Source organism: Vibrio sp. S11_S32 (genome assembly GCF_014694465.1).
Lineage (GTDB): Bacteria > Pseudomonadota > Gammaproteobacteria > Enterobacterales > Vibrionaceae > Vibrio > Vibrio algicola.
Genome location: NZ_JAAUWS010000022.1, coordinates 1 through 25,279 on the forward strand (window position 1 = coordinate 1; position 25,279 = coordinate 25,279).

General features: G+C 42.3%; 25 protein-coding genes. 10 read left to right on the plus strand and 15 right to left on the minus strand.

Features of this window, described 5'->3' with window-relative positions; translation table 11 throughout:
- Together HC723_RS17455 and HC723_RS11105 are read left to right on the plus strand one after the other, a co-directional pair.
- Positions 1-260 (plus strand): hypothetical protein (locus HC723_RS17455; protein WP_238925462.1); only part of this gene is annotated, 260 nt, incomplete at its 5' end.
- Positions 261-267: 7 nt separating this feature from the next.
- Positions 268-597, plus strand: a complete 330-nt coding sequence (locus HC723_RS11105) for a TusE/DsrC/DsvC family sulfur relay protein (RefSeq protein ID WP_153447063.1) — start codon at positions 268-270, stop codon at positions 595-597.
- A 24-nt stretch (positions 598-621) separates the two neighbouring features.
- Here the strand turns inward: HC723_RS11105 and yccX are convergent, their stop codons facing one another.
- Entirely contained in the window at positions 622-894 is a 273-nt protein-coding gene (yccX, locus tag HC723_RS11110) for an acylphosphatase (protein ID WP_153447062.1), read from the minus strand.
- A gap of 162 nt (positions 895-1,056) precedes the next feature.
- Here yccX and HC723_RS11115 point away from each other — a divergent pair, with 162 nt between their 5' ends.
- Together HC723_RS11115 and HC723_RS11120 are read left to right on the plus strand one after the other, a co-directional pair.
- Positions 1,057-2,244, plus strand: a complete 1,188-nt coding sequence (locus HC723_RS11115) for a class I SAM-dependent methyltransferase (RefSeq protein ID WP_190339129.1) — start codon at positions 1,057-1,059, stop codon at positions 2,242-2,244.
- Positions 2,245-2,347: 103 nt separating this feature from the next.
- Positions 2,348-2,698, plus strand: coding sequence for a DUF2750 domain-containing protein (locus HC723_RS11120; protein ID WP_190339130.1), 351 nt, complete (start codon positions 2,348-2,350; stop codon positions 2,696-2,698).
- 141 nt (positions 2,699-2,839) lie between these two features.
- Here HC723_RS11120 and HC723_RS11125 read toward each other — a convergent pair whose 3' ends face one another.
- The 4 genes from HC723_RS11125 to HC723_RS11140 all read right to left on the minus strand — a co-directional run bounded on the left by HC723_RS11125 (position 2,840) and on the right by HC723_RS11140 (position 5,951).
- The gene (locus HC723_RS11125; protein ID WP_153447059.1) at positions 2,840-3,184 is read right to left on the minus strand and encodes a rhodanese-like domain-containing protein; all 345 of its coding nucleotides are present in this window, start codon (positions 3,182-3,184) and stop codon (positions 2,840-2,842) included.
- A 75-nt stretch (positions 3,185-3,259) separates the two neighbouring features.
- Positions 3,260-3,949: a 7-cyano-7-deazaguanine synthase QueC gene (queC, locus tag HC723_RS11130; RefSeq protein WP_153447058.1), complete on the minus strand. Its 690-nt coding sequence runs from the start codon at positions 3,947-3,949 to the stop codon at positions 3,260-3,262.
- Positions 3,950-3,972: 23 nt separating this feature from the next.
- Complete coding sequence (locus HC723_RS11135; RefSeq protein WP_190339131.1) at positions 3,973-5,457, minus strand: bifunctional NUDIX hydrolase/phosphatase PAP2 family protein; 1,485 nt, start codon at positions 5,455-5,457, stop codon at positions 3,973-3,975.
- Positions 5,458-5,474: 17 nt separating this feature from the next.
- A complete protein-coding gene (locus HC723_RS11140) occupies positions 5,475-5,951 on the minus strand; it encodes a GNAT family N-acetyltransferase (protein WP_153447056.1) in 477 nt (158 codons plus the stop codon).
- 214 nt (positions 5,952-6,165) lie between these two features.
- On the opposite strand from HC723_RS11140, the gene HC723_RS11145 reads away from it, so the two are divergent.
- The gene (locus HC723_RS11145) at positions 6,166-6,789 is read left to right on the plus strand and encodes a LysE family translocator (protein WP_153447055.1); all 624 of its coding nucleotides are present in this window, start codon (positions 6,166-6,168) and stop codon (positions 6,787-6,789) included.
- Between the two features lie 190 nt (positions 6,790-6,979).
- Positions 6,980-8,368, plus strand: a complete 1,389-nt coding sequence (locus HC723_RS11150; protein WP_153447054.1) for an L-cystine transporter — start codon at positions 6,980-6,982, stop codon at positions 8,366-8,368.
- Between the two features lie 140 nt (positions 8,369-8,508).
- On the opposite strand, the gene HC723_RS11155 is transcribed toward HC723_RS11150, so the two are convergent.
- Positions 8,509-9,057, minus strand: a complete 549-nt coding sequence (locus tag HC723_RS11155; RefSeq protein ID WP_153447053.1) for a 3'-5' exonuclease — start codon at positions 9,055-9,057, stop codon at positions 8,509-8,511.
- 309 nt (positions 9,058-9,366) lie between these two features.
- Here HC723_RS11155 and HC723_RS11160 point away from each other — a divergent pair, with 309 nt between their 5' ends.
- From HC723_RS11160 to HC723_RS11175, 4 genes are all read left to right on the plus strand, one after another.
- On the plus strand, positions 9,367-9,993 hold the full coding sequence (locus HC723_RS11160) for a DUF2760 domain-containing protein (RefSeq protein ID WP_153447052.1): 627 nt from the start codon (positions 9,367-9,369) through the stop codon (positions 9,991-9,993).
- Positions 9,993-11,876: an Hsp70 family protein gene (locus tag HC723_RS11165; protein ID WP_190339132.1), complete on the plus strand. Its 1,884-nt coding sequence runs from the start codon at positions 9,993-9,995 to the stop codon at positions 11,874-11,876. Before HC723_RS11160 ends, HC723_RS11165 begins: the two co-directional genes overlap by 1 nt.
- Before the next feature lie 99 nt (positions 11,877-11,975).
- The gene (locus HC723_RS11170; protein WP_446751402.1) at positions 11,976-14,780 is read left to right on the plus strand and encodes an Hsp70 family protein; all 2,805 of its coding nucleotides are present in this window, start codon (positions 11,976-11,978) and stop codon (positions 14,778-14,780) included.
- Positions 14,781-15,263: 483 nt separating this feature from the next.
- Entirely contained in the window at positions 15,264-15,857 is a 594-nt protein-coding gene (locus HC723_RS11175; RefSeq protein WP_190339134.1) for an HD-GYP domain-containing protein, read from the plus strand.
- A 2-nt stretch (positions 15,858-15,859) separates the two neighbouring features.
- On the opposite strand, the gene HC723_RS11180 is transcribed toward HC723_RS11175, so the two are convergent.
- From HC723_RS11180 to HC723_RS11220, 9 genes are all read right to left on the minus strand, one after another.
- Positions 15,860-17,251 carry a mechanosensitive ion channel family protein gene (locus tag HC723_RS11180; protein ID WP_190339135.1) on the minus strand — a complete coding sequence of 464 codons (1,392 nt, stop codon included), beginning with the start codon at positions 17,249-17,251 and terminating at the stop codon, positions 15,860-15,862.
- Between the two features lie 44 nt (positions 17,252-17,295).
- Positions 17,296-17,679 (minus strand): VOC family protein, encoded by a 384-nt coding sequence (locus HC723_RS11185; protein WP_190339136.1) that lies wholly within the window; start codon positions 17,677-17,679, stop codon positions 17,296-17,298.
- Between the two features lie 145 nt (positions 17,680-17,824).
- Positions 17,825-18,301: a DUF2947 domain-containing protein gene (locus HC723_RS11190; RefSeq protein ID WP_190339137.1), complete on the minus strand. Its 477-nt coding sequence runs from the start codon at positions 18,299-18,301 to the stop codon at positions 17,825-17,827.
- A gap of 51 nt (positions 18,302-18,352) precedes the next feature.
- A complete protein-coding gene (locus HC723_RS11195) occupies positions 18,353-18,967 on the minus strand; it encodes a GNAT family N-acetyltransferase (protein ID WP_238925463.1) in 615 nt (204 codons plus the stop codon).
- The gene (gene tyrR, locus HC723_RS11200; protein ID WP_190339138.1) at positions 18,967-20,568 is read right to left on the minus strand and encodes a transcriptional regulator TyrR; all 1,602 of its coding nucleotides are present in this window, start codon (positions 20,566-20,568) and stop codon (positions 18,967-18,969) included. Before tyrR ends, HC723_RS11195 begins: the two co-directional genes overlap by 1 nt.
- 68 nt (positions 20,569-20,636) lie before the next feature.
- Positions 20,637-21,803 carry a YcjF family protein gene (locus tag HC723_RS11205; protein ID WP_190339139.1) on the minus strand — a complete coding sequence of 389 codons (1,167 nt, stop codon included), beginning with the start codon at positions 21,801-21,803 and terminating at the stop codon, positions 20,637-20,639.
- Positions 21,800-23,206 carry a YcjX family protein gene (locus HC723_RS11210; RefSeq protein WP_190339140.1) on the minus strand — a complete coding sequence of 469 codons (1,407 nt, stop codon included), beginning with the start codon at positions 23,204-23,206 and terminating at the stop codon, positions 21,800-21,802. The genes HC723_RS11205 and HC723_RS11210 overlap by 4 nt, the downstream gene beginning before the upstream one ends.
- Positions 23,207-23,336: 130 nt before the next feature.
- On the minus strand, positions 23,337-23,531 hold the full coding sequence (locus HC723_RS11215; RefSeq protein WP_153447042.1) for a hypothetical protein: 195 nt from the start codon (positions 23,529-23,531) through the stop codon (positions 23,337-23,339).
- 119 nt (positions 23,532-23,650) lie between these two features.
- Positions 23,651-25,168 carry a fumarate hydratase gene (locus tag HC723_RS11220; RefSeq protein ID WP_153447041.1) on the minus strand — a complete coding sequence of 506 codons (1,518 nt, stop codon included), beginning with the start codon at positions 25,166-25,168 and terminating at the stop codon, positions 23,651-23,653.
- Between the last annotated feature and the right edge of the window lie 111 nt (positions 25,169-25,279).

The following is a 25,279-nucleotide window of genomic DNA, read 5'->3' on the forward strand; positions in this document are numbered from 1 at the left end:
GTAAATGTGACTTAACGAAGAGTAAAAGGCTTTTAGCCGAACCCTTCGGGCTGCGTTTGTTGGTCTTTTCTACTTCGTCATCGGCTTTTCGTGTAGCCAGCTACACCACAAAGCCTCTTCCTTGTATAAAAAACCAACAATTCGCAGCAAAAACAACCACGAAAGATCAACAGCCCCTAAGGTATTTTTCTGGCGATAGCTTGGCGCAAGCGACAGATTCAGATATTCTGCATCACGTCTATCGTCTCAACATTTTCTAGGTGCTTCATGTATCAACTTAACAATCAAAACATTGCCGCCGATGCGCAAGGCTATTTACTTGACCATACACAATGGACGCCAGAACTGGTGCCAATTTTAGCTCAATCGGAAAATATCGAACTCAGCGAAGCTCATTGGGAAGTGATTTTGTTTGTGCGCGATTTCTATCTTGAATTTAATACTTCTCCGGCGGTACGCATGCTGGTAAAAGCAATGGCAAAAGCCCACGGCCCAGAAAAAGGCAGCAGCAAATATTTATTTAAGTTGTTTAAAAAGGGCCCAGCGAAACAAGCCACTAAGCTCGCAGGCCTACCTAAACCGGCTAAATGTTTATAAAGCCATTCCTTAGATCCTCAGCCACTAGAGAATACTAAAATCTCGGGTGACTTGCTTGTCGGTTGGCTGCTCAACTAACTTGGCGACAAACGCGCTGCGAGGCCCTTTTTTAAGCCAAGCAACAAATTCATCTACCTTATTGGCATCACCGCATACTAAGACTTCTACATCGCCATTGTTTAAGTTTTTGGCGTACCCTGTTAATCCCAACGATAAACCTTGGTGCGCGGTTTGATAACGAAACCCGACCCCTTGAACTGAACCCGATACAAAAAATAATCGATTACAAAATGCCATATATGCTCCTTTGACTATAATTATGCTGCTATTGCTATTTTTCAAAGTCATTGTTACCACTTTATCATTAAAATATTAGCAATAATTACGGTTAAATTTGCTTTCCTTGGCACATTAACTGAAAATACTCCCTTTCCTTTCTATTTAGGCAATTCAATCATTATGACTCCAGCTATTTACCTTGTTAAAGGCCGCGAAAAAGCCCTTCTTCGTCGCCATCCTTGGATCTTCTCACGTGGCATTCAAAAAGTGGAAGGCAAGCCCGAACTTGGCGATACTGTGGATGTATTCTCGAACAATGGTCAATGGTTAGCAAAGGCGGCCTTTTCTCCACAATCTCAAATTCGCGCCCGAGTTTGGTCTTTTGAAAAAGAAGACATTGATACCGATTTTTTTGTTAAACGTCTACAAGATGCGCAAGCAATGCGTGAGCCAATTATTACTCGTGGTGGCTTAACCGGTTACCGTTTAATCGCCGGCGAATCTGACGGCTTACCTGGTATTACTATTGACCGCTACCAAGACTTTTTAGTTTGTCAGTTATTAAGCGCTGGCGCTGAAGCCAAACGTGAATTGTTGATTGATGCTATTAAGCAAGTCTTTCCAACTTGCAGTATTTATGAGCGTTCTGATGTTTCTGTACGTAAGAAAGAAGGTCTAAAAGAACGTCAAGGTATTATCCACGGTGAGATGCCGCCAAGTTCACTGGTGATTGAAGAAAACGGCGTGAAGATCCAAGTTGATATTGTCAAAGGTCATAAAACCGGTTTCTATCTTGATCAACGAGACAGCCGTCAACAAGCGATGAAATACGTTGAAGGTAAATCAGTATTAAACTGTTTCTCATACACTGGCGGTTTTGGTTTATACGCATTAAAAGGCAATGCGGCACATGTGGTTAATGCCGATGTTTCTCAACCGGCACTGGATAACGCCAAAGCAAATGCCGAACTCAATGGTTTTGATGTTTCTAAAGCTGAGTTTTTAAATGCGGATGTGTTTAAGTTATTACGCGAATATCGCGAAAACGGCACAAAATTTGATGTAGTGATCATGGATCCGCCTAAATTTGCCGAATCAAAAGCTCAGTTAAATGGTGCATGTCGCGGCTACAAAGACATCAATATGCTGGCGATGCAAATCTTAAACCCTGGTGGCACTTTATTAACCTATTCATGCTCAGGCTTAATGGAAACCAACTTATTCCAAAAAATCATCGCCGATGCCGCACTTGATGCAGGTCGTCGAGTTCAGTTTATTGAACGTTTTGCCCAAGCGGCCGATCATCCGGTCGATAGCGCCTATCCTGAAGGTTTTTACTTGAAAGGTTTTGCTTGTCAGGTTAATTAAGCCCGACCAGATAACCTATTTATTCAAATTGCCACTTGCTTAGAATGAAAGAAAATAAGTACGTGGCTATAAACCAATATCTACATTCATTAGAGAGTGAACCATGTCAAAACTAACGAACGATATCGAAGCAAATCTAGCCTTATTTGTACAAGAGACTCAAGACACTAAATTGGTTTGGGGCCTAAGAAATGAAGATGGTTGGCTAGCGTGTGATTCAACCGAATTTCAAGAAAGCGAAGTGATGCCATTTTGGTCAACTAAAGAAGATGCTCAAGCTCATAATGTGGAAGAATGGTCAGATTTTGAAGTACTAGAGATCCCACTGGATATTTTTGTTGAAGACTGGTTGATCACCCTTGCAGAAGATGGTGTTTTGATTGGCACCAACTGGAACGCTCAATTAGAAGGCAAAGAACTTGAGCCTTCTGAATTGGCAAAGCAATACCTATAAACTCATATAGCTCAATAATATGAAGTAATATTGCTGTTTTTTTATCTCAGCGGTTGATTCAATAAACCCCGTGACTGTGCTTGCCACTGTACGGGGTTTATTTTTTATATCGAGAAACCAATAAGTTTCCCCAGCTTAACACTAGTCTGGTTTACTGGTTTCCAGACCTCTCGCTTTACGAGCATCTTCAATACTACCTTCATTGAATACCTTGTTATACCCAGCTTTATTTAGCACAGACTTGGCTATTCCAGCCCGATTCCCACTGCGGCAATACAAGTGGATTTCTGTTTCAGGGTCTGGGTATAACTTACTGACCTTGTCGAGTATTTGGGTGTGAGGAATAAATACATCACCTTGTATATGGTCAACCTTATACTCAGCAGGCGAGCGCACATCAATCCAGACGCTCTCAGCTTGTGCCAAGAGAGGAAACAACAAGACGAGAGAAACCAAACTCCCTTTCAACATGTTTTTTATATTCATAACTCTATCCTTAAGTTAATAGTTCATCATTTTTTTGGAGATCGAGGCAATAGCCTGCAAATTTCTGCTTGGAGATTACCTATTTTGCATTGCGGCCAATTGCGCCATGACAGTGTTTTTATTAGCTAAATATTCATCTAGCCCTAATTTGCGTAAATCGCACGCTGGGCAGTCGCCACAACCATCACCAATAATACCGTTATAACAGGTTAGCGTTTGTGTTCTCACCAAATCGAGCGCATCGTTTTGATCGGCTAAAGCCCATGTTTGCGCCTTATTTAACCACATTAATGGGGTTTTTATCTCAAATTGTCGGTCCATACCGAGAACCAAAGATTGATTAATCGATTTAACAAACTCATCACGACAATCAGGGTATCCTGAAAAATCGGTTTCGCACACCCCAGTGATCACCGCCTTGGCCCCAACTTGGTAAGCATAGATGCCTGCCAGGGTTAAAAATAGAATATTTCGACCAGGTACAAAAGAATTGGGTAAACCGTTATCTTGTAGTTCATGTGATACTTCAATATCATCACGAGTTAACGAGCTGATCGCCAGTTCATTGAGTAAACCCACATCCATCACTTTGTGCGCATCAACGCCTAATTTTATCGCCAGTTGCTGCGCCACTTCTATTTCTAACTTATGGCGTTGGCCATAATCAAAGGTGATGGCATGAACTTCATCGTACTGTTTCAATGCTTGGATCAGACAAGTAGTCGAGTCTTGACCACCACTAAAAACCACAACTGCTTTATTCATAATTTACATCCCATTAGAATTATTTAATAGCGATAAGCGTTTTGATGGGCTTGAACTCGCCCAAGAGTCATCGCATTGAGGGTTAAGATCAATACCATTAAGTAATGAATAAGGTAAGTGAGCACCCCACTGTATGAGAAGATATCCGCCAGTTTATGGTATCCAAACATTACTAATATAGCCACAATCCAAGTCAGTAGCAGTTGTCGCTTAATGGTACCCACTTTTCCTAAATGCCATCGTCTTGGTTTAATCGTTAAAATTACAGCAAAGGCCAATGTCATTGCCGCTAATTCGCCAATTAATAATGAATGGCTATAAAAAGCAAATCCGTTTAGCAGTATCGTTAATAGCCACCACAAAGCAGGGCTCGCCATAGTATTTAGCGCGTGTAAGTTTTTTTGCTGCTCGATGCGAAGATAATGCCAAGCAATAAGCAAACCTAGGGCATAACCAAAAAACACATCCGACCAAAAATGCGTCCCTAGCCAAACACTAGCAAAACCTTGAGCCAATATCAGCAGTACCAATAAAGGTAAGTTTTTATGGTATTCAAACTCTTCATATTGCTCGACCAAGCCATTAAATATATAGCTAAGCCAAACCACACTCAAAGTGGCGCTTAAACTTGGTGTGCCAAAGCCGGCTTTTTCCGACATTTGCAGATCAGGTAAATAAGCATCTGGTCGAGGCAACTTCAATCCGATTTGAGTAAAAAACACCAAGACAGCGGCAATCACAACAATTAAACACAAATGAGTAGTAAACTTTGAGCCAAACAAATAGTTAAATAACGGCAGCATAAAGAGAATAAAGAAGAAACCTGACATGGTATCAAGCATCGTCATTACCAATGAAAATGCCTGACTGAATGGGTTATCTAAATCTCGAACACTGCTTTGCACCATTTGGATAAAAGGTAATTCTATTTGATGCAATGCGGGCGCGGCCGTAATTGCGTCATTGATATATTGGACCGGTTGATTATCAACATCATGGCCAGAAACCTGCTGTTTCCATTGGGCAGGAAAACGATATTGATTGGCCGACATATAATTCGGTGAGGCTAAATAAACACGGCGAGATTCAGAGCCAAAGCTCGGCGCAAACCAAGCCGGTAAACTATGGAATCCTTCTTTATTTTGAAAACGAAAAGCGACAATCGCGGAATCGGCGCTACACTCAAAAATATAGGCGGTATCGGTTTGGGTCAGCAGTTTCTTCACATGCACCACCAAACCACTTTCTTCCCAAGTTTCTCGCTCAGCTGCCGCCGCGGGTGTTTCTCCTGCTTCAATCGTTCCCCCTGGCAGAGAGTAGCGATTGGTGATCATTTCTTGTACAAACACCACTTGCTCGTCGGCTTTAATAAAGCACAACGCCCCTTTTAATTGAGGCGTGTTTGGATTTACTGTTTGTGCACTGCTCTGAATTGAGAAAATTAAGGTGAACATAGCGAGCATCGCAATGATGGCTTGATTCAATTTACGTTTCCATGTGAATGACATCAGATTGGGTACCATGCTTATTTAATCAATGATTTTCGGAGATAATGGATGTGAGACTCAAATTCCATTTTGTTATAAAAGGCTTTACCCGCTTGGTTAAAATCCCAAACTTCGACAAACAATTGCACCACGCCATAAGCAAATAACGTCGATTCTATACGTTCAAATAGCGCAACCGAGACCCCTGTATTTCTATGCTCTGGCAGTATAAAAAATTCATCTATACTCCCCATTGGTAATGGCTTACAGATTGAAGAGATTAGCTCGCAAAAGTGGCCAGTAATAAAACCAAGGATTTTTTGATCCTTTTCTGCCACGAAGACCAAACATTCTGGGTGCTCGATATAACGCGCGATGCTTTTTTCTTGTTCGACGTCTTGCGCGGTTTTAAACAATTCAGGTTGAGCCTGATGATGATGGTCATGCAATTGGTACATTAACTCATTCAAACACTCAAGATCTTGATTGGTTGCAGATCGGATTGTCACTGGCATCTTGTTGATAACCTATTATTATTTTTAACAAAAAAAACAGTGACTTATTTTACTGTAAACTGCCTTGCTTGTATTTAACAATTCCATGATTTGTCAAAATAATTTCAAATTTATCCCTAGATGTTATCAAATTTTAGTTAATCATTATTAATACTTGTTCAAATTCGATCTATTCATTTACACTAAATTTCAAACTCATCAATAAGAGTCACTCATGCTCGATTATGCCCTGCTTTCTGCCTTTATTCCGACCTTCTTTTTTGTCTCAATCACACCAGGGATGTGTATGACTTTAGCCCTGACCCTTGGAATGAGTATAGGGGTTAAACGTACTTTATGGATGATGGCGGGTGAATTAGTCGGTGTGGCTCTAGTGGCGACTTCAGCGGTGATCGGGGTGTCTGCCATTATGCTCAATTATCCGGGTTTATTTCTGGTTTTGAAATGGATTGGTGGTGCTTATCTGATGTGGATAGGCATTAACATGTGGCGAAATAAAGGGAAAATGTCGCTCAATTTAGAGAATATCGACCAACCAACCCAACGCTTACAATTGATGAGCCAAGGTTTTATTACCGCCATAGCAAACCCAAAAGGATGGGCATTTATGATCTCGCTATTGCCACCTTTTATCAATGTCGATAAATCGGTCCCTCATCAAATGATGGTGTTGATAAGCATCATTTTATGCACTGAGTTTGTGTCTATGCTGGCGTATGCCACCGGTGGCAAAAGTTTGCGACTATTTTTGAGTAAAGGAAACAATGTCCGTTTTCTTAATCGTATCGCGGGTTCTTTAATGATTGGGGTGGGGATATGGCTGGCGATGATTGATTAACCTGCCATTTGACTAAATAACAATACATTCTCGCTCATTTATTACTCACTTTGAGAGCTTATAACCAAATATGATATTTAATGCCTTATTCTGCTTTGTGCACCAGTTCAAAGATTGGTACTTTGTTATTAACTTGTTTAACAATAACAATCTGACCTGCGTGCAGGTTATCAATAAAGGATAATATATTATGTCGCTTGCTGTTATCGCCAATCTCGCGGTATTTGTGTGCATTCTCTTTTTCTTGTTCCAACAACAAAGAAAAGCCAGCACCTTATCTCGTCAAGTTTTATTCGGTTTAGTCTTTGGTAGCGCCTTTGGTCTTCTTATTCACCTCTTTTATGGTGAAGGCAACCCTATCATCAAAGACACGCTTGAATGGGTGAACGTGGTAGGTAGTGGTTATGTTGGCCTATTAAAAATGGTGATCATGCCATTAGTATTAGTGTCTATGATTGCTGCAGTGGTAAAACTTGAAAGTTCAGGTTCGCTAGGAAAAATTAGTGGTTTAACTATTGGTATTCTTCTTTTCACCACTATGATCGCGGCATTAATTGGTATTGCGGTTACTCAAATATTTGGCCTTTCTGTCGCTGGACTTTCTGAAGGTGTACGTGAAACGGCGCGCATGAGTGTGCTTGAATCCCGCATGGGCAGTGTGGCCGATCTCACGATTCCACAAATGCTGGTCAGCTTTATTCCAACTAATCCATTTGCTGATTTAACCGGTGCACGTTCAACCTCCATTATTGCGGTAGTCATATTTGGTATTTTAGTGGGTGTCGCTGCTCGTCGTGTGATGATTGAGAAAAAAGAACTCGAATCGCCAATTCGCACTTTCATTGAAGCGGCGCAATCTATTGTTATGCGTCTAGTGAAAATGATTATTGCTTTAACGCCTTACGGTATTGCCGCATTAATGACCAAAGTGGTGGCAACCTCAAGCCTAGGGGATATTTTAAGTCTGCTTGGGTTTATCGTGGCGTCTTATGTGGCTATTTTCTTAATGTTTATCGTGCATGGCTTGCTTGTCTCGCTGGTCGGGGTTAGCCCAAAAGAATACTTTAAACGTATTTGGCCAGTACTGACCTTTGCCTTTACTTCACGCAGTTCTGCGGCAACGATCCCGCTGAATGTTGAAGCGCAAATCGCGAAGCTTAATGTTCCGCCTGCGATTGCCAATTTATCCGCAACCTTCGGTGCCACTATTGGTCAAAATGGTTGTGCGGGTATCTACCCTGCAATGCTTGCTGTTATGGTGGCGCCAAGTGTTGGTATTAACCCAATGGACATCAACTTCATTCTTTCGCTAGTGGCTATCATTGCCATCAGTTCATTTGGTATTGCCGGTGTTGGTGGCGGCGCAACGTTTGCCGCGCTTATTGTATTACCTGCAATGGGTCTACCTGTCGCTATCGTGGCACTGTTAATTTCAATTGAACCTTTAATTGATATGGCGCGTACTGCTCTTAATGTGAGTGGCGCAATGACCGCCGGTACCATCACCTCGCGCTTATTAGGTGATAAAAAGGCCATCAATAAAGAGTTTAAAGCGATCTCAACCCAAGCGGCTGAGTAAGATTTAGCAAGCGAAAAGGGCTTAAGCGAAGGCGTTGACTGATATACGCTTAACCACATAAAACACAAAAACCCGTAATGCATATTCTGAAAAACAGAATTCATTACGGGTTTTTTATATCTATGATTTAGCTACAATCGTTATAAGATCGCTAACGCCACTTTGGCAAGGTTATAGGCATCCACATAACCAGAATGTTGACGCCCTTCCCACTCAATATTCAAACTTTCTTGTGCAGCGCGATGACCAATTCGTTTGTCTTTTAAGCGCGATTTCAAGCGATAGATGGTGGCTAAATTAACAAATTCTTTAAACGGAAAATCTAAGCCTTTTTGCTCACATTCTGCGCGTAAAATCTCGTCATCACGACCCCATGAAGCATAGATTTTTCGTGGTCCGCCAAAGTTTTTCACTAGCGAATGTAAAACATCTTCTAATGGACGGCCTTGTTTTTGAACTTTTCTTGGTGTGATGCCAGTAAGCTCATAGCAAAAACCTGAAATTTCATCATGCTCTGGTTTTACAAAAAACTGTGCCCGTTTCACAATAACACCTTGGCTAAGATCGATCTCCGCTAAGCCAATTTCTATAATCTCACCGGTACTTTTTGTGCTACGTTGATTGGCGATATCATCTTTACTCCAGCAGCACATTTCTAAATCAAAGCATACGACTCGGTTATAATTCATTGCATTGGACTCAATTTCAAAAAAAAGGATTCTAACAAAATTCTGCTTATTATTAGTAAAAAGTTTTCTTCACATCGCTACTTCGGCGACATTTTCACCGTTACTTTGTTCAGCTTTCGCCTAAGCTTATAAAAATGCATTGTTTTAGTCGATTAAATAAGCAATAGCATCGCAATGTATAACGCGACAAACCCACTTATGATAAAATAATGCCAATTTTATGACTGACTCTTATCTTTTAATCGGCCTTGATTTTTACCGTTAAGCCCAAAGATAAGCAATTGAATACTTTCTTATAGAGACATCATCATGACTTTTGATTTATCCGCAATGCCAACCACCTTTGATCTTCTCCATGTTATTTTAGCCGCCACCACCGTGCTATTTTTATTGCTGTCTTTGCGCAGTAAAACGGTTGAAAAAATCGTTGAGAAACCCGTCGAAAAGATTGTTGAGGTTGAAAAGCCAGTCGAGAAAATCGTTGAAGTCGAAAAAGTCGTCGAAGTGGAAAAAATCGTTGAGAAAATTGTCGAGGTTGAATCTAAACTCAAAACTTCGCCAACCGATTCTGCATTGCAATTGATGTCACTTTTCCAACAAGAAGCCCGTTTGATCGATTTCTTATCGGAAGACTTAACGGGCTTTAGTGATGAAGAAGTGGGCGCGGCGGCTCGCGTTATTCATATTGGCGGTCAAAAAGTGCTGGCTGATCATTTCTCTCTTTCTCAAATTCGCAGCGAAGATGAAGAAACGCGTATTACCGTGGCCGAAGGCTTTAACGCCCAACAGATTCGTTTGATCGGCAATGTATCGGGCCAAGCACCTTTTAGCGGCACGCTTATTCATCGTGGTTGGAAAGCCGATTCGATTACCCTGCCTAAATTATCTGAAAACTACGACGCTTCGGTATTAGCGCCAGCAGAGGTTGAGCTTTAATGGATATCAATACCCGCTCTCATTTATCGTCATCGGACCAAAATAACGTGGCTCAATTTTTTGTTGGGATCGATTTAGGCACCACCAATTGTGTTTTATCTTATAGCCCAATGAATGATGATGCGGCGCAAGTGAATATCTTCCCTATCGCGCAATTAATCGCGCAAGGGCAAGTACAAGACTTAAATCAATTACCATCATTTTTATATCAAGCGCATGAAACGGAATTGTCTGCTGGCAGCACTACGCTACCTTGGACTGAGCAGCCGAGTGCGTTAGTCGGTGCGATTGCTCGCCAAATGGGCAATAAAACGCCAATGCGATTGGTTGCCAGTGCCAAGAGTTGGTTATGCCACGGTGGTGTTGATCGCCGTGAAGCATTCTTACCGCAATCAGGTCAAACCGATGCGGACGACATTGCTAAAGTCTCGCCTTTAAAAGCGACCGAATTGTATTTGTCGCATTTAATTTCGGCTTGGGATCATCAACATGCCACTGCGCCTTTGCGTGATCAGCATGTCACCATCACCATTCCTGCCTCTTTTGACCCCGCGGCAAAAGAGCTTACTGCTGAAGCGGCTCGTAATGCTGGTTTGCAACATGTGACACTATTGGAAGAGCCTCAAGCGGCGCTTTATAGCTGGATTGATAGCAATAGTGCCCAATGGCGTGAGCAAGTTGAACTGGGCGACTTAGTATTGGTGGTCGATGTGGGCGGCGGTACTACCGATTTATCTTTGGTGTCCGTAACAGAACAAAACGGCAATTTAGCTTTAGAGCGGATTGCGGTCGGTGAACATATTTTGCTTGGTGGCGATAATATGGATCTGGCGCTCGCTTATCGCCTAAAAATGAATTTAGCCCAACAAGGTAAGCAACTGCAACCTTGGCAAGTACAAGCGATGGCGCATTTATGCCGTGATGCCAAAGAAGCGCTATTATCAGATAACACCTTAACTTCTGTACCTATTGTGGTGCCAAGTCGTGGTTCGAAATTACTAGGCAGCACATTAAAAACCGAATTAACCCAACAAGATGTACAACAAACCTTGGTTGACGGTTTCTTCCCTCAAGTTGCGGTCACGGAACATCCAGTACAATCGACTCGCGCAGCATTAAGTCAATTAGGTTTGCCTTACGCGCAAGATGCGGCCATCACGCGTCATATTGCCGCCTTCTTGACCCGTCAGCATCAAGCGCAGCAAGATCACAATCATCAAGATCAAGCTGCAAGTTTTATCAAACCAACCAAAGTACTATTTAACGGTGGGGTTTTAAAATCAGATTTATTATCCAAGCGCTTATTAAGTACCATCAATGGCTGGTTAACGTCAGATAATAGCGATGGTATTTCGGCCTTAACTGGAGTTGACCTTGATTTAGCGGTCTCTCGCGGCGCTGCCTATTATGGTTTTGTGCGTCACAACATGACCAATAACAATGCCGGTGTGCGTATCCGAGGCGGTATCGCCAACAGTTATTATGTTGGGATTGAAAGTGCGATGCCAGCCATTCCAGGTATGGCACCACCAATGGAAGCGATTTGTGTTGCCCCATTTGGTTTAGAAGAAGGCAGTCACGTTCAAGTTGAAAACCAAGAGTTCGGCTTGATTATAGGTCAGCCAGTGCAATTCCAATTTTATGGTTCTACCACGCGACGCGAGGATAGTGTCGGTACCCATCTTGATTTTTGGATGCCGGAAGAGCTAGAAGAGCTGCCTGAAATTCAGGTAACGCTAGACGCTCAACAAGATCGAAATATTGGGGATGTGGTAGTGGTAAAACTTGCCGCAACAGTCACCGAAATAGGTACATTAGAACTTGAAGCGATCGCCAAAGATAACGGTCAGAAATGGCATGTTGAATTTAGCGTACGTCAGTAAATAACATCCAACAATGGCACTTTAACTCTGCGTAAAGTGCCTTTTTTATCGCCTCATTGATTGATTAAAATAGGTCCGACTATGTCATCATCTTCTCGCATAACCAAAGCCCATTACTTAATTGGTATCGATTTAGGAACCACCAACAGTGTGCTGGCGTATTGCGAAATCCAAGATGATCTTACCCATAGCCCCGTTGCTATTTTTGATATCGACCAATTGGTGGGCCCAGGTGAAGTCACTCGTAAGCCACTATTGCCTTCCTTTCGGTTTCATCCGGCCAATAATCAATTTCAAGCGCACGATCTCACCCTCCCTTGGGAAAACCAAAATGTCAGTGGTGATTTACCTCAGGCTATTATTGGTGAATGGGCGCGTGAACTTGGCGAAAAAGTGGAAGGTCGTCAAGTTTCCAGTGCCAAAAGTTGGTTATCGCACGATGCAGTGGATCGAGGTTCGGATATTCTGCCGTGGTCTAGCGGCGATGATGTCGAAAAAGTCTCACCAGTAGTGGCCAGTGCCAGTTACTTAAATCATATCCGTCAAAGTTGGAACCATCATCATCCAATCCATAGATTAGAACAGCAAGAAGTGGTCATCACCATTCCGGCTTCCTTTGATGAATCGGCGCGAAATTTGACCTTACAAGCGGCCAAACTTGCCGGTTTACCTCATGTACATTTGCTCGAAGAGCCACAAGCGGTATGTTATGACTGGTACAGTCGCCATCTTGATAGCGCGTCCGATCAATTAGCCAATATACCTTCTATTTTAGTCTGTGATGTGGGTGGTGGTACGACCGATCTTAGTTTGATTTCAGCTACTTACACCGATGGCAATTTAAACTTGAATCGAATCGGGGTCGGCGATCACTTAATGTTAGGTGGCGATAATATTGACCTTGCTTTGGCTCATCTTGCCGAGCAACGTCTGGCCGATATGGGGTCAAATTCAAGCAAAAAACTCAATGCCGCTTCGCTGATGAAGCTGATCCAACAAACCCGTAAAGTCAAAGAAGATTTATTGCGCCCTGATGCACCCGAGCAAGCCAAAATATCCGTATTAGGTTCGGGATCGCGTTTAATTGGTGGCACTAAAAGCGCGCCAATCTCCAAACAAGAGATCCATCAAATTGTGTTAGACGGATTTTTTCCTTTAACCGAAAAGGAAGAAATTTCGCAAAAACGCCGCACCGCTATGGTTGAATTTGGCCTGCCTTATGCCGCTGATGCTGCGGTGAGTCGTCATATTGCTGAATTCATTCAAAACCATTCTCCTGATAAACAAATTCCAAGCGGATTATTGTTAAACGGCGGCGTATTTAATAGTGAGTTAGTTGAAAACCGCATGGTGGATTTACTCAGCCAATGGCAAGGTTCCCCCATCACACTCTTAGATAATCCAAGTCCAGATTTGTCGGTGGCTTTTGGCGCAGTCGCTTATGCCAAAGCTCGCCGTGGCGCTCAACTTAAAATTGGTGGTGGCTCTGCGCGATCTTATTTCTTGCACTTAAAGCATAAGAAAAAATCCTCACAAGCACTGTGTTTGTTGGCTAAAGGTACTGAAGCAGGTCAAGAGATACGTTTAACCGGACGAAAGTTTTTACTGACCTTGGGCGAGCCGATCCAAATTGATATACTGACCTCAACTCAAGAGCAGTTTATTGATGATGCCAATCGACTTACCCACCCACAAAACAGCTTATTGTTAAGTGTCGATCGTAATATCGATCAAGCCGTTTTTCGACCACTGCCCCCTTACATTGCCACTCTAGATAGCCAAACCTCGCGTGAGGCGCTGCAGGCCAATCAAAAAGATCGAGTGGAAGTGATGTTAGCTTGTCAGTTAACCGAAGTGGGCACCTTAAAATTAGAATGTGTCAGTTTAGAAGATGACAGCCAGCGGTGGTTGTTAGAATTTGATACTCGCAAGCATGAAGAATTCGAGCAAGCACAAGCTCATCCAAGGTTAGAGGCCGCTCAAGTGCTCATTTCCAGCGCTTACTCTGCCAATAAAAAAGTTGATAATCCAAAGTTAATAAAAACATTAAGCAAAGATTTAGAAAAACAATTAAGCAAACGCGAAAATTGGGACTTCCCTACTTTGCGTCAGTTGTTCGACAGCTTCGCCTTAGGCAAGAAACGTCGTCGCCGCTCAGCCGATCATGAAAAGCAATGGTTACGTTTAGCCGGTTTTTGCTTACGCCCAGGTTTTGGCGATCCCACCGATGAATGGCGCTGTGAACAAACATGGGCGCTGTACCAACAAGGTATTCAATTCCCATCCAGCCAAACTTGGTCCGACTGGTGGATATTCTGGCGTCGTATTGCGGGCGGTTTACACCAAGAACAACAAGAAACCATTTTAGCCGATATTGCTAAATACTTGCATCCCGGTGCTCATCGCGCTAAAGCCGCAAGTAAGGAAGTCAGTGAGCATGGTTACGAAGCGATGGTGCGTTTGTCTGCCTCATTAGAGCATTTAGACAGTGAAGACAAAATTTTATTGGCCACTTGGTTTTTTAATCGCGCGCAAAAAAGTACCGATTTCATCCAAGCTCATTGGTGGGCCGTCGCGCGCTTGGCTTCTCGCAGTCAGCTTTATGGCAGCCAACACAATATTATTCCCGCCGCTCAAGTGAGCCAATGGTTATTAAAAATGCTCGAACTGGATTGGAAGCAAGAACCGACTATTGCTTTTGCTGCCGTTATGATGGCGCGTAAAACCGGCGACCGAAGCTTGGATATTGCCGATGATATTCGCGTAGCATTAATTGAAAAACTCAAAGCCAACCGCGCTAGCCAATCTTGGGTTGATCTGGTCAGTGAGGTCACACAATTGAGCTCCGATGAATCGAAGAAAATTTTTGGTGATTCCATTCCTGCAGGGATCATATTGTTATAACTAGGTCTGTTTGATTGACATAACATTTAAGACCACAACTTGATTAAACCCAACGACCATACATGTAATGGTCGTTAGATTAAAATTAAGTTGATATTTGCTGATCGTCCACTTTCCCGAGCAAAAGACCTAGGTCGATGTAATCTTTATCACCAACTGATGATAAGTTGACCCACGACACCACTCCTACCCCCTACTCATACATCACCAAAGTAGTAGGTGAATGTATAAATTCAGATATATATCACAACACAAAAATATTAAATTATATATAACAATAGCTTATGCTCTAAATAAGCGAGTTGATAATAAATTGACATTGTTTAGCTTAATAATCATACAATTTTAATCTATACTTTACGCAAATAGAGCCTAGCCAAATCATTGATGATAATACTGGCCGCTTTCGATTGACATGGATGTTGTAATTTTAATGGCTAATGCCTTAATTGTGAGTCCCTACATAGATGAATCAACTGCCTTATGTTCGCGACAGCCTTTAACTACACTTGTCATATCACTAACACAACCTCTTATACTATGCTGCTGGTCGCGCACTTAGCCAAGCAACATGCCCAAATAACACCTTTATTTAAAACGGCGATCGAAATTGCCGCCTTGTGGCACGATATCGGAAAACAATTTCTACCCGAAGAGATTTTAAGCAGTTCAAATAAACTCACCGATGATGAATTTACTCTGATCAAGACCCATACCACATTGGGTAAAGAATATATTGATACCTTGAGCTTAGATATTGATGAGCAAACTTATCAGATTTTGTCGGATGTGATTTTATATCATCATGAAAAGTTTGATGGCTCCGGCTACCCTATGGGAATAGCAGCCAATGAGATTCCATTGAGTGCTAAAATCGTGGCATTAGCCGATGTATTTGAAGCGCTAACCTCAAAACGCAGCTACAAACCGGCCTTTAGTTTTGAAAAAGCCAAGCACATTATCGTTGAGGGGAAAGGAACGCACTTTGACCCTGTGGTGGTGGAAGCTTTCTTATCCATTCAAGAACAATTTAAAGCTCATCTGAAAAGCCTTAATTGTGGCCAGTGCGCCGCATAAATTTATTCCGGCGGGTGTTGATCTGCTTTATCTGATTGATGGCCTTTCAACATCCGAATTTCACGTTGTGGGAATGGGATCTGGAAGCCGTTGGCACGCATCGCTTCAAAAATCATAAGCAGTAAATCACCACCCACTCGATTCTTACCATCATCAATCCCTAACATCCAGAACTCGACAAACATATTGACCCCTGAATCGCCAAATCCATCGATTTCGCAATCGGGTTGCTCTTCAAATGGAACCCCTTCTCCGCTGATCACTTGCTCGTGTGAGGCGACAGTTTGTTTAATGATATCAACCAATTTTCGGATGTCTGAATCATAAGCCACAGAAAAATCGACACGATAGCGTTGCTTCTTATTTTTATGAGTCCAGTTGGTAAAGCTTTCAGTGACAAACTTTTCATTCGGCACCATGATATCTTTACCATCAAAGGTTTCTAAGGTAGTCGAGCGTAAAGTTAATTCGCGTACCACTCCGGTTCGGCCATCTTGCAGTTCAATATAATCATCGACTGAAATAGATCGGTCGAGCAAGATAATAATACCGGAAATAAAATTAGAGGCGATGGCTTGTAATCCAAAGCCTAACCCGACACCGAGTGCCCCACCAAATACCGCCAGAGCAGTTAAATTAATCCCTAAAATTTTCAATAAGAATAGGAAGATCACCACAAAGATAGTCACTTCAAACAGTTTAGCGGCCACCTCTTTGGTTCGAAAATCCAAGCTATGCTGGCGACGAATGATTTCTTTTCCTGTCGAGTTAGAAATACGGCCGAACCAGAACAATAACGACCCAAACAACAAAACACGCACGATTCCATACGCGGAAATATTGATTTCGCCTAAATTGATTTCAATTGATTCTAAAATGGTGACAATCGGTTTCAACCAATCGACCGAATGTAAAAACAGCAACGGTAGGCCAATCCAACGAAACACAAAAGCAATAAAGCGGTATTTGACGTTATCATGGATAATGCGATGGCAAACCAGTAATAGTCCGATGGTTAGAGCGGTACTCACAAGCCAAGACTGCCCAATCAGTTTATGACTAATTTCCACCGCAAAATTCATCATAAAAATAGCGAGCAATGGGAAAATTAAATTGCCTATTTTAGCGCTAATATTGCGCAACGGGCTGACTACCGCACTTTGATTAAGCTGACTTGCTTGTTGCTGTGCGGATTCTAATTGTTCAATACTGAGTGAACTGGGTAATGGCGCGAAAGTTGGAAAGGCTTTTCGCAGTGACTTTGCCACCCAAAAAGCACAACCGAACACAATAAATACCAATGCTAATTGAGTATAAGTATCGCTATCCTTTAATACCAAAAGGATCTGATGACTATTATCAGATATGATTTTTTGATAATGCTGAAAATCCATTAGCTTGCTCCTAAATCACTACCAAACCTTCATAGCGAATCGTATTAAGTCATTGAATGCAAACCAAACATATTCCCTTCAGTGTCGATAGCTAAACTGATAAAACCGTATTCACCAATTGGCATCTTAGCTTGCTGGATTTTCCCACCAGCGGCAACCACACGAGAGGACTCAAGCGCGCAATCTTGACACGAAAAATACACTACCGTGCCATTACCACTCACGTTATAGCCATCCATTTTTACTAATGCCCCGGTCGCGCCATAAGTTTCCATATTTGAAGGAAAAGCGAGCATTTCAATGCCTTTATGTTTGGTTGGATCCCCCATAGGTTCTAACTTGATATCAAGCACTGATTGATAAAAAGCCTTCGCTCGATCTAACTCATTCACATAAATTTCAAACCAACCAACGGGATTACTCATCATTTTATTATTCCTATCAGATATATAGAACCTTAAGTATAGGCTGCTATTTCTGGTTTAGATGGGAAAATAACAGTTTTTAGAGACAAAAAAAGCCGCCACTGGCAGCTTTGATTTTATATGTAAACCGTTGATTTAGTCTGTGCAATTATAGTATGCGTTGACCTATTTTGACCGTTCCGTTGGTATTAAACCACAAGGCTTCCGTACGACGGCGACCAATTAAAATCGGACCATCATCGAAAAATAGAAAGTTCTTCCAATGCTTTTTAAAAATCGACCACTTGGTTTCGATGATATTGTACTTCTCATAGCAAAAGTACACTGTCACGTCATCTTGCCAATCAATATGCTCGAGAATTTCTGCTGGTAATTCTGGTGCGTCGGCTTCCCACGCTGCAGACCAATCAACCTCATCACTCCAATTACTGGCTTTAGATGGCCAGTCAGATGAGCTTAATCGTTCGGCATCTGGGCTTTGTTTACTGATGTTTTCCATCCATAAATGCGCAGCACGTTGTTGTGTGATCGGTTTAATATGGATTAAGTCTTGCTCAGAAACCGGCATCGATTGGTGAGTAAAAATCCACTTTCTTTGGTATTCATCCAAAGGTAAATATGCCATACAGCCCTACTTTTTTAATTAATTATAAATTGATTCAGTATCTCACTGACTCTATTTTGTCGTCATTTCTGGTGCTTGCCAATGGTGATTGGTTAAAGACATCAAGTGATGTGTTTGCCAGTCCCCATCAATCAGCAAATAATCTTTTGCAGTGCCTTCATGGATAAATCCAAGATTTTTTAGCACTCTTTCACTTCGGATATTATCAGGAATATAGGCTGCCATGATTCGATGCTTATTAATACAGTCGAACATCCATTGATTAGTCAAAGTGAGCGCTGTTTGCATCAAACCTTGTCCTTGCGCATTTTCAGCTAGTGCATAGCCTAAATTACAAGCATAAAAAGGATAGCCTGAAAGGTTGGTATAATTGATCACTCCATAAACTTGCAACTGCTCTTTATCAAGTATGATAAATGAAAAGCTGAGTTTATGTTGATGAGCAATATTTAGTGTTTCTATTCTTTTTGCCCAACCAGATTCTGAATAATACACATCATCGCGTATTGGCTCCCAGGGCTGCAAGTGAGGTTTATTTTGTGCGTAGAACTGGCACATCAACTTAGCATCATTGCTCTTTAATAAGCGTAAACAAAAATTACTAGCCTGAAAAGTCGCACCATCACACATAGCTTGATGGGGATACGTTAATTTCGGTGTCACCATTAAGCTTTCCTTATTCCATAATCACGCAGTTTATTGGCAATTGAAGTATGAGAGACCTCTAAACGCTTGGCCAATTTCCGGCTTGAGGGAAACGACTGATACAAACGTTGTAGAATTTGAGCCTCATAATTTTTCATCATTTCATCTAAGTTACCATCAAGATTAAAGCTAGGTAAATGTGCTTCAAATGCCGATACACTCGGTTGTAATTTTGGCAACTGGAAGTGTTCAAAATTCAGTACATCACTATCCAATTGTGTCATAGCGCGGAGCACCGAATTTTCCAGTTGACGAATATTGCCCGGCCAAGGATACAAGCTTAATTGTTCGACCAGATGTTCTCCATAACTAGGGGTTAGCAACCCTAATTGTTGCGCGTATTTTGCCACAAACATATCGAGTAAAGGCAAAATATCACTGCTACGTTCACGCAATGGTGGAATAGACAAATTAAGCACGTTCAAGCGATAGTATAAATCTTCTCTGAAACTGCCTTCTTGGGTTAACTGCGATAAAGTTTGCTTGGTTGAGGCAATCACTCGTACATCAACATGCATTTCTTGCTCTTCACCCACTCGGCGAAACGAACCATCTTGCAAGAAACGCAATAATTTAATCTGTAAGTGGGGGCTCATTTCGCCAATTTCATCAAGAAAGACTGTGCCTTGGTCCGCTTGTTCAAAAATGCCTTTATGACCCGCTTCATTATTAAATGTTCCTGGCGCATGACCAAACAGTTCGGTTTCTGCAACATCATCAGGCATTGAAGCGCAGCTAAGTACTAAGAAAGCATGATTCGCTCGTAATGATCGATTATGACAAGCTCGCGCTAGCATTTCTTTGCCGGTGCCGGTATCGCCTTCGATTAAAAGCGGTTGATCTAACATCGCCAGTTTTTTAGCTTGATTGATCAAACGTTGATGCATATTAGAACTGCCAACAAAATGCTCAAACCCTAATGGATTGTACTGTGATACTGCCTTTAATTTCACTTCTGATGCGACAATTGGTTTTAATGTCACGACTGCGCCCGCCAGCAAAGACTCACCTGATCTTTGCATAATAATCACCGGCATCACATCCATTAAATAGTTGAGGCCTTCAATGGTAATGTTATCGCGATAGCGTAATAAGCTTTGATCTAACTGAGCAGGTTTTATTTTAGGTTCGCCGCTTTTAATAGCATGAAACCAAGGCGCAGATTGTAGTTTAGGAATGTAATGAAAAATGCTGAATGACTGAATTTGCTCCACCGTCACTTTAAATAAGGCTAATGCTGACTCATTGGCCATATCGATCTCGCCTTGCAAACCAATCGAAATGATGGGATCCGGCAAGGTATCTAAAATGGCATTCAGCTCGCGTGTTTCGCGCTCACTGGGGATGAAAGGAATTTTCCGGACATCGGTCACGGTCGGGATCTGACGAATTTTAGCCATCAACTCACTAAAAATCTCAAAATTAAGCGCTGGACAATTGAGGTAGATAACGCCATTACCTGCAAATTCCATCGCCCGCAATTCGACCTGATACGACGTTAATAACGCCACTAATGGCTGCGTAATATTGGTGTGATCTTCACATAAGACTTCTAATCTCACGGTACTGCCTTTAAAGTGTCACGAAAAGTTGACACTAGTTTGAAACAAGCTAAGCAGAGGGTCAAGATTTACTTGTTCTTACCCACCACTCGTAAGACGATCTGTTTGCGAATTTCAGCTAGGCGAACCGCTTTGTCTTTTTGCCAGGGCAGTGGTCGTAATAACGCCATCGCTTTAATACCAAGGCGCGCGGTTAATAATCCGACGCCAATACCTTGCGCGGCGCGTGCCGATAATTTACCAGCAATATCCATCGATAATGCATGCATGCTGGCATCCACCACTAATTCACTCGCCCCTGCGGCGGCCATATTTACAAACACTAATTTGACTAAACGTAAACGAGAGAAATAGCCAAGCTCAACGCCATAGATTTTGCCTAGCTCATCAATTAATTTGAAATTACGCCAAGCAATTAACGCCATATCGGCAATGGCAAGTGGGCTTATCGCCACTAAAACGGCTGCTTCACAGGCATAATTAGCAACCAGTTTTTTAGCTTTCTGATCTTGCACGCTGACCACCATCGCATCATATAATTCAATCACATCCGCATCATTATGGTTGGCAGTGACAGAGGTTTTCCAACGATCAAAGCCGACATGCTCAAGGGTAATACCCGCTTCTTGAGCAATAGATTCACAAAAAGGCACGGCCTTACCATAACTTGAAGCGTGTGAGGCTTTATTGTCTGGTGAGGCAAACATCATATCCATCGCTTTTTCTTGATGACTCAGTTGTTTACCCAGACGACGTAATTTCCATAATTCTTTCAGCGTAACGGCAATACCAAATGATGCCGCGCTCGCGATCAGTGCCGACCACCCTAGTGATAGCCAATCATGGGTTTGATAGGCGGTTAAAACATTATCAACACATTGCCAGCCTAATAACCCCGAAAAGGATAATCCGCCTAGGCTCCAAAATATCCGCCGCTTACCTTTTGGCCGTATGACTGCCACTATTTTTTCTTCAAGCGCTAGCTCGTTATCTGATGCCGCTTGTTGTTCTAACGTCATCGGTGTGAATTGCGTGTGATCGTTAAAGTGGACTTGGTCATTAAAATGCAGCGAGGCGTTTAGCTTACCTAAAGGTTCGGCTTCGACATAACCGGTTTGTTGTGTCGCTTGCGCCAACCGATCTCTAGGATCTTGATTTTGTTCACGCTTATCCGACTTGGGGGTAACATCAGCTTTATCAGTTGAGAAAACTTGTTTCGATTTATATTCACTCATCGTAGTTTATCTCCTAATAAAAACTGCATCGCTTTGTCCATTCGAATGTGGGGTAATGATTGACCTTGCGGGATCTTAAGCGGTCTAAACTGATGAAAATCAAAACCATGTTGTTGCCAATACGCTTGGTTGGGTAGCGTTGAGGGCACTTCTCCGGGATAAAGTGTTAAGGTTTCTTGCTCTAGAGTGGTGCCTTTTATCGCTTGTAAGGTGGTATCACCGCGACTGGCATAACCTGGCATAGTGGCTTGAATCGATGACAAACTCATGCACTCCATATCAATGCCTTCATAAGACACATGTTGCCAAGCCTCATTAACCAATTGTTGGAGTAACGACACCATATTGCCATGTTGATCTGGGGTGACATGATCGGCTTTCGTTGCAGCGAATAACACTTTATCAATTTTGGCTGAAAACAGGCGTTTTAGAATCGAATTACGTCCATATTTAAAGCTTTGTAATAATTGCGTGATCGCCCCGCTCATATCATTAAATGAGTCGTGACCGGCATTGAGTGGTTGCAGACAATCCACCAGCACGATTTGACGATCAAAACTGGCAAAGTGTTGCTGGTAAAAGGCTTTAACGATTTTCTTTTTATATTCATTAAAGCGAGAACGCAGCATCGCATAAGCACAGTTTTTGCTGATGTCTTGTACCGGTTTACCATCCGAATCTAACTCAAGAATGGCAGGGAAAAACTGCAGCACCGGCGCGCCTTCAAGCTCACCGGGCAACACAAAGCGACCCGGTTGCACCCAATGTAAGCCTGCTTTTTTACATTCATGCAAATAAGCGGTATAGGCACGAGATAACTCAGCCACCCGATTTTCATTTGCCTGCTGATATAAATCAAAATGGTTTAACTTTACCAACCATTCTTTGGCTAAACGAGCTCGAATGCTGGTGGCGTTATCACCTTGCAGATTTTTTAATTGTTGTTTCGACCATTGCTCGAAGCTCATATCGAGTAAAGGAAGATCCAACAACCATTCTCCTGGGTAATCAACAATATCCAAATATAAAGTGGAGGTTGATTTCAGTAGACGCCGCGCCCCTTTGTTCGGCTTAAAACGTATCGCCAAGCGGATTTCACTAACATCTCGGGTCGGTTCTGGCCACTGCGGTGGGGTTTCATTAAGTTGCTCAATCGCTAAATCATAATCAAAGCGTGGCACCATTAAGTTGGTTTGCGGGATCCGCTTTGCGCCTAATAATTGCTTATTACGACTTGCTTCAAATAGAGGTAAATTATCTTGGGTCGAACTATGAAGTAATTGATTCACTAAAGAGGTGATAAAGGCCGTTTTGCCTGCACGAGACAAGCCCGTCACCGCCAAACGTAAATGGCGATCAAGACTGCGTTTGACTAAATCATTCACTTCTTGTTGTAACTTCATTTACTACCTCAACTCATACCTGTGCGACGAGAGTCTATATTATCACTGTCTAATCTAAAAACGAAAAGGCCCACATAAATCTATGTGAGCCTTTGTAAGCGTGGTTTTGATAACCTAATCGAAGAAGAAATTAATCTTCTTCAATCATTTTATAAATCACAAACAGTGCTAACTCTAAGAATAAAGCTAAAACAATGGTCATGGTGACAAAGGTGCCAAGTGGTTGGCTAAAAATAGATACACCAAAGCGTATAATTTCAAAACCAGTGTAACCACCAACGATGATTGCGATAAGAATTTGTAATACTCTTACAAAACGTGGCATTTTATCTCCTAAATATTTAACCTCATGGACTTATGTGACTTATGTGACTTATGTGACTTAAGTGACTTAAGTCCATGTTCAATAACTAAACTATAATCAATTTCAGTTAATTAGTCAGGTTATTTTTCCATTTCTGCGATTTTTACTTTCCAAGTATCTGGGCCAATTTGGTGTGCATTTGCACCAGTGGAGTCCACGGCTACCGTAACTGGCATGTCTTCGACTTCAAATTCGTAAATCGCTTCCATTCCTAACTCTTCAAATGCCACTACGCGCGCTTTCTTGATAGCCTTCGCCACTAAATATGCAGCGCCACCAACCGCCATTAAATACACCGCTTTATGGTTTTTGATTGATTCAATGGCCGCAGGGCCGCGCTCAGCTTTACCTATCATGCCAGTTAATCCCGTTTGGCTTAACATCATGTCAGTAAATTTATCCATGCGGGTCGAGGTGGTTGGTCCTGCTGGGCCGACCACTTCATCACCAACCGCATCAACAGGACCAACGTAGTAAATAAATTTACCGGTAAAATCGACCCCTTCAGGCAGACCTTCGCCACTTTCTAATAAGCTTTGAATACGTTTATGCGCCGCATCACGGCCGGTTAATATCTTACCTGACAGCAGCACGGTTTCGCCTGTTTTCCACTCTTGCACCTCTTCTTTAGTCACTTGATCAAGGTTAACCCGGCGAGTATTGGCCCCCGCTTCCCAAGTGATTTGTGGCCAATCTTCTAATTTCGGTGGCTCGAGTTGCGCCGGACCTGATCCATCAAGAGTGAAATGGACATGACGCGTCGCAGCACAATTTGGAATTAAACAAACCGGTTTAGAGGCCGCATGGGTTGGCGCTGTTTTAATTTTCACATCGACCACGGTTGTTAATCCGCCTAAACCTTGCGCGCCTATGCCTAATTTATTAACACGATTAAAAATATCAACCCGCAGTTTTTCTTCTGTGGTTTCAGGGCCGCGTTCAATCAGTTCGGCAATATCAATATGTTCCATTAGCGATTCTTTGGCTAGCACCGCAGCCTTTTCGGCCGTTCCGCCAATACCGATACCCAGCATGCCTGGTGGACACCAACCCGCACCAAGCAGTGGCATCGTTTTTTCAACCCATTCAGCTACATCATCCGACGGATTCAGCATCACCATTTTGGTTTTGTTTTCAGAGCCGCCACCTTTGGCCGCAATTTGGATATCTACTTTATTACCCGGCACCATATTGATATGAACCACACCCGGAGTATTGTCTTTAGTATTGATTCGCTTACCCGCAGGGTCAGATAAAACAGAAGCACGCAATGGGTTATCAGGATTGGTGTAAGCTTGACGAATACCTTCATCAACCATTTGCTGTACCGTCATGTCGGTTTGATCCCACGACACTTCCATACCAATATTGACAAAGCAGGTCACAATGCCGGTATCTTGACAAATTGGGCGGTGACCTTCAGCAGCCATACGCGAGTTTATTAAGATTTGCGCGATGGCATCTTTTGCCGCTTGGCTTTCTTCTTTGTTATACGCTTTCTCAAGCGCCTGAATAAAATCGAGAGGATGATAATAAGAGATATATTGAAGTGCGTCAGCGACACTGCTGATCACATCTTGCTTACGAATAACAGTCATAGTTGCCTCAGTTATAATTATGCTCCATCAGCAAAATATCGCATTACAGTGGTGCAGATATCGGAAAAGATAAAGACTTTGCATTCATTACCAATTTTTTATGCCAATGCT

Bases quoted from the DNA above. Each gene is read 5' to 3' on its own strand.
- HC723_RS11155 (WP_153447053.1), bottom strand. From the start codon at position 9,057: ATGAATTATAACCGAGTCGTATGCTTTGATTTAGAAATGTGCTGCTGG.
- HC723_RS11120 (WP_190339130.1), top strand. From the start codon at position 2,348: ATGTCAAAACTAACGAACGATATCGAAGCAAATCTAGCCTTATTTGTA.
- HC723_RS11190 (WP_190339137.1), bottom strand. From the start codon at position 18,301: ATGGCATATTTACCTTTGGATGAATACCAAAGAAAGTGGATTTTTACT.
- HC723_RS11185 (WP_190339136.1), bottom strand. From the start codon at position 17,679: ATGATGAGTAATCCCGTTGGTTGGTTTGAAATTTATGTGAATGAGTTA.
- HC723_RS11175 (WP_190339134.1), top strand. From the start codon at position 15,264: ATGTTCGCGACAGCCTTTAACTACACTTGTCATATCACTAACACAACC.
- HC723_RS11160 (WP_153447052.1), top strand. From the start codon at position 9,367: ATGACTTTTGATTTATCCGCAATGCCAACCACCTTTGATCTTCTCCAT.
- HC723_RS11180 (WP_190339135.1), bottom strand. From the start codon at position 17,251: ATGGATTTTCAGCATTATCAAAAAATCATATCTGATAATAGTCATCAG.
- HC723_RS11205 (WP_190339139.1), bottom strand. From the start codon at position 21,803: ATGAGTGAATATAAATCGAAACAAGTTTTCTCAACTGATAAAGCTGAT.
- HC723_RS11165 (WP_190339132.1), top strand. From the start codon at position 9,993: ATGGATATCAATACCCGCTCTCATTTATCGTCATCGGACCAAAATAAC.
- HC723_RS11135 (WP_190339131.1), bottom strand. From the start codon at position 5,457: ATGTCATTCACATGGAAACGTAAATTGAATCAAGCCATCATTGCGATG.
- HC723_RS11105 (WP_153447063.1), top strand. From the start codon at position 268: ATGTATCAACTTAACAATCAAAACATTGCCGCCGATGCGCAAGGCTAT.
- HC723_RS11145 (WP_153447055.1), top strand. From the start codon at position 6,166: ATGCTCGATTATGCCCTGCTTTCTGCCTTTATTCCGACCTTCTTTTTT.
- HC723_RS11215 (WP_153447042.1), bottom strand. From the start codon at position 23,531: ATGCCACGTTTTGTAAGAGTATTACAAATTCTTATCGCAATCATCGTT.
- yccX (WP_153447062.1), bottom strand. From the start codon at position 894: ATGGCATTTTGTAATCGATTATTTTTTGTATCGGGTTCAGTTCAAGGG.
- HC723_RS11115 (WP_190339129.1), top strand. From the start codon at position 1,057: ATGACTCCAGCTATTTACCTTGTTAAAGGCCGCGAAAAAGCCCTTCTT.
- HC723_RS11220 (WP_153447041.1), bottom strand. From the start codon at position 25,168: ATGACTGTTATTCGTAAGCAAGATGTGATCAGCAGTGTCGCTGACGCA.
- HC723_RS11210 (WP_190339140.1), bottom strand. From the start codon at position 23,206: ATGAAGTTACAACAAGAAGTGAATGATTTAGTCAAACGCAGTCTTGAT.
- HC723_RS11195 (WP_238925463.1), bottom strand. From the start codon at position 18,967: ATGGTGACACCGAAATTAACGTATCCCCATCAAGCTATGTGTGATGGT.
- HC723_RS11150 (WP_153447054.1), top strand. From the start codon at position 6,980: ATGTCGCTTGCTGTTATCGCCAATCTCGCGGTATTTGTGTGCATTCTC.
- HC723_RS11140 (WP_153447056.1), bottom strand. From the start codon at position 5,951: ATGCCAGTGACAATCCGATCTGCAACCAATCAAGATCTTGAGTGTTTG.
- queC (WP_153447058.1), bottom strand. From the start codon at position 3,949: ATGAATAAAGCAGTTGTGGTTTTTAGTGGTGGTCAAGACTCGACTACT.
- HC723_RS11125 (WP_153447059.1), bottom strand. From the start codon at position 3,184: ATGAATATAAAAAACATGTTGAAAGGGAGTTTGGTTTCTCTCGTCTTG.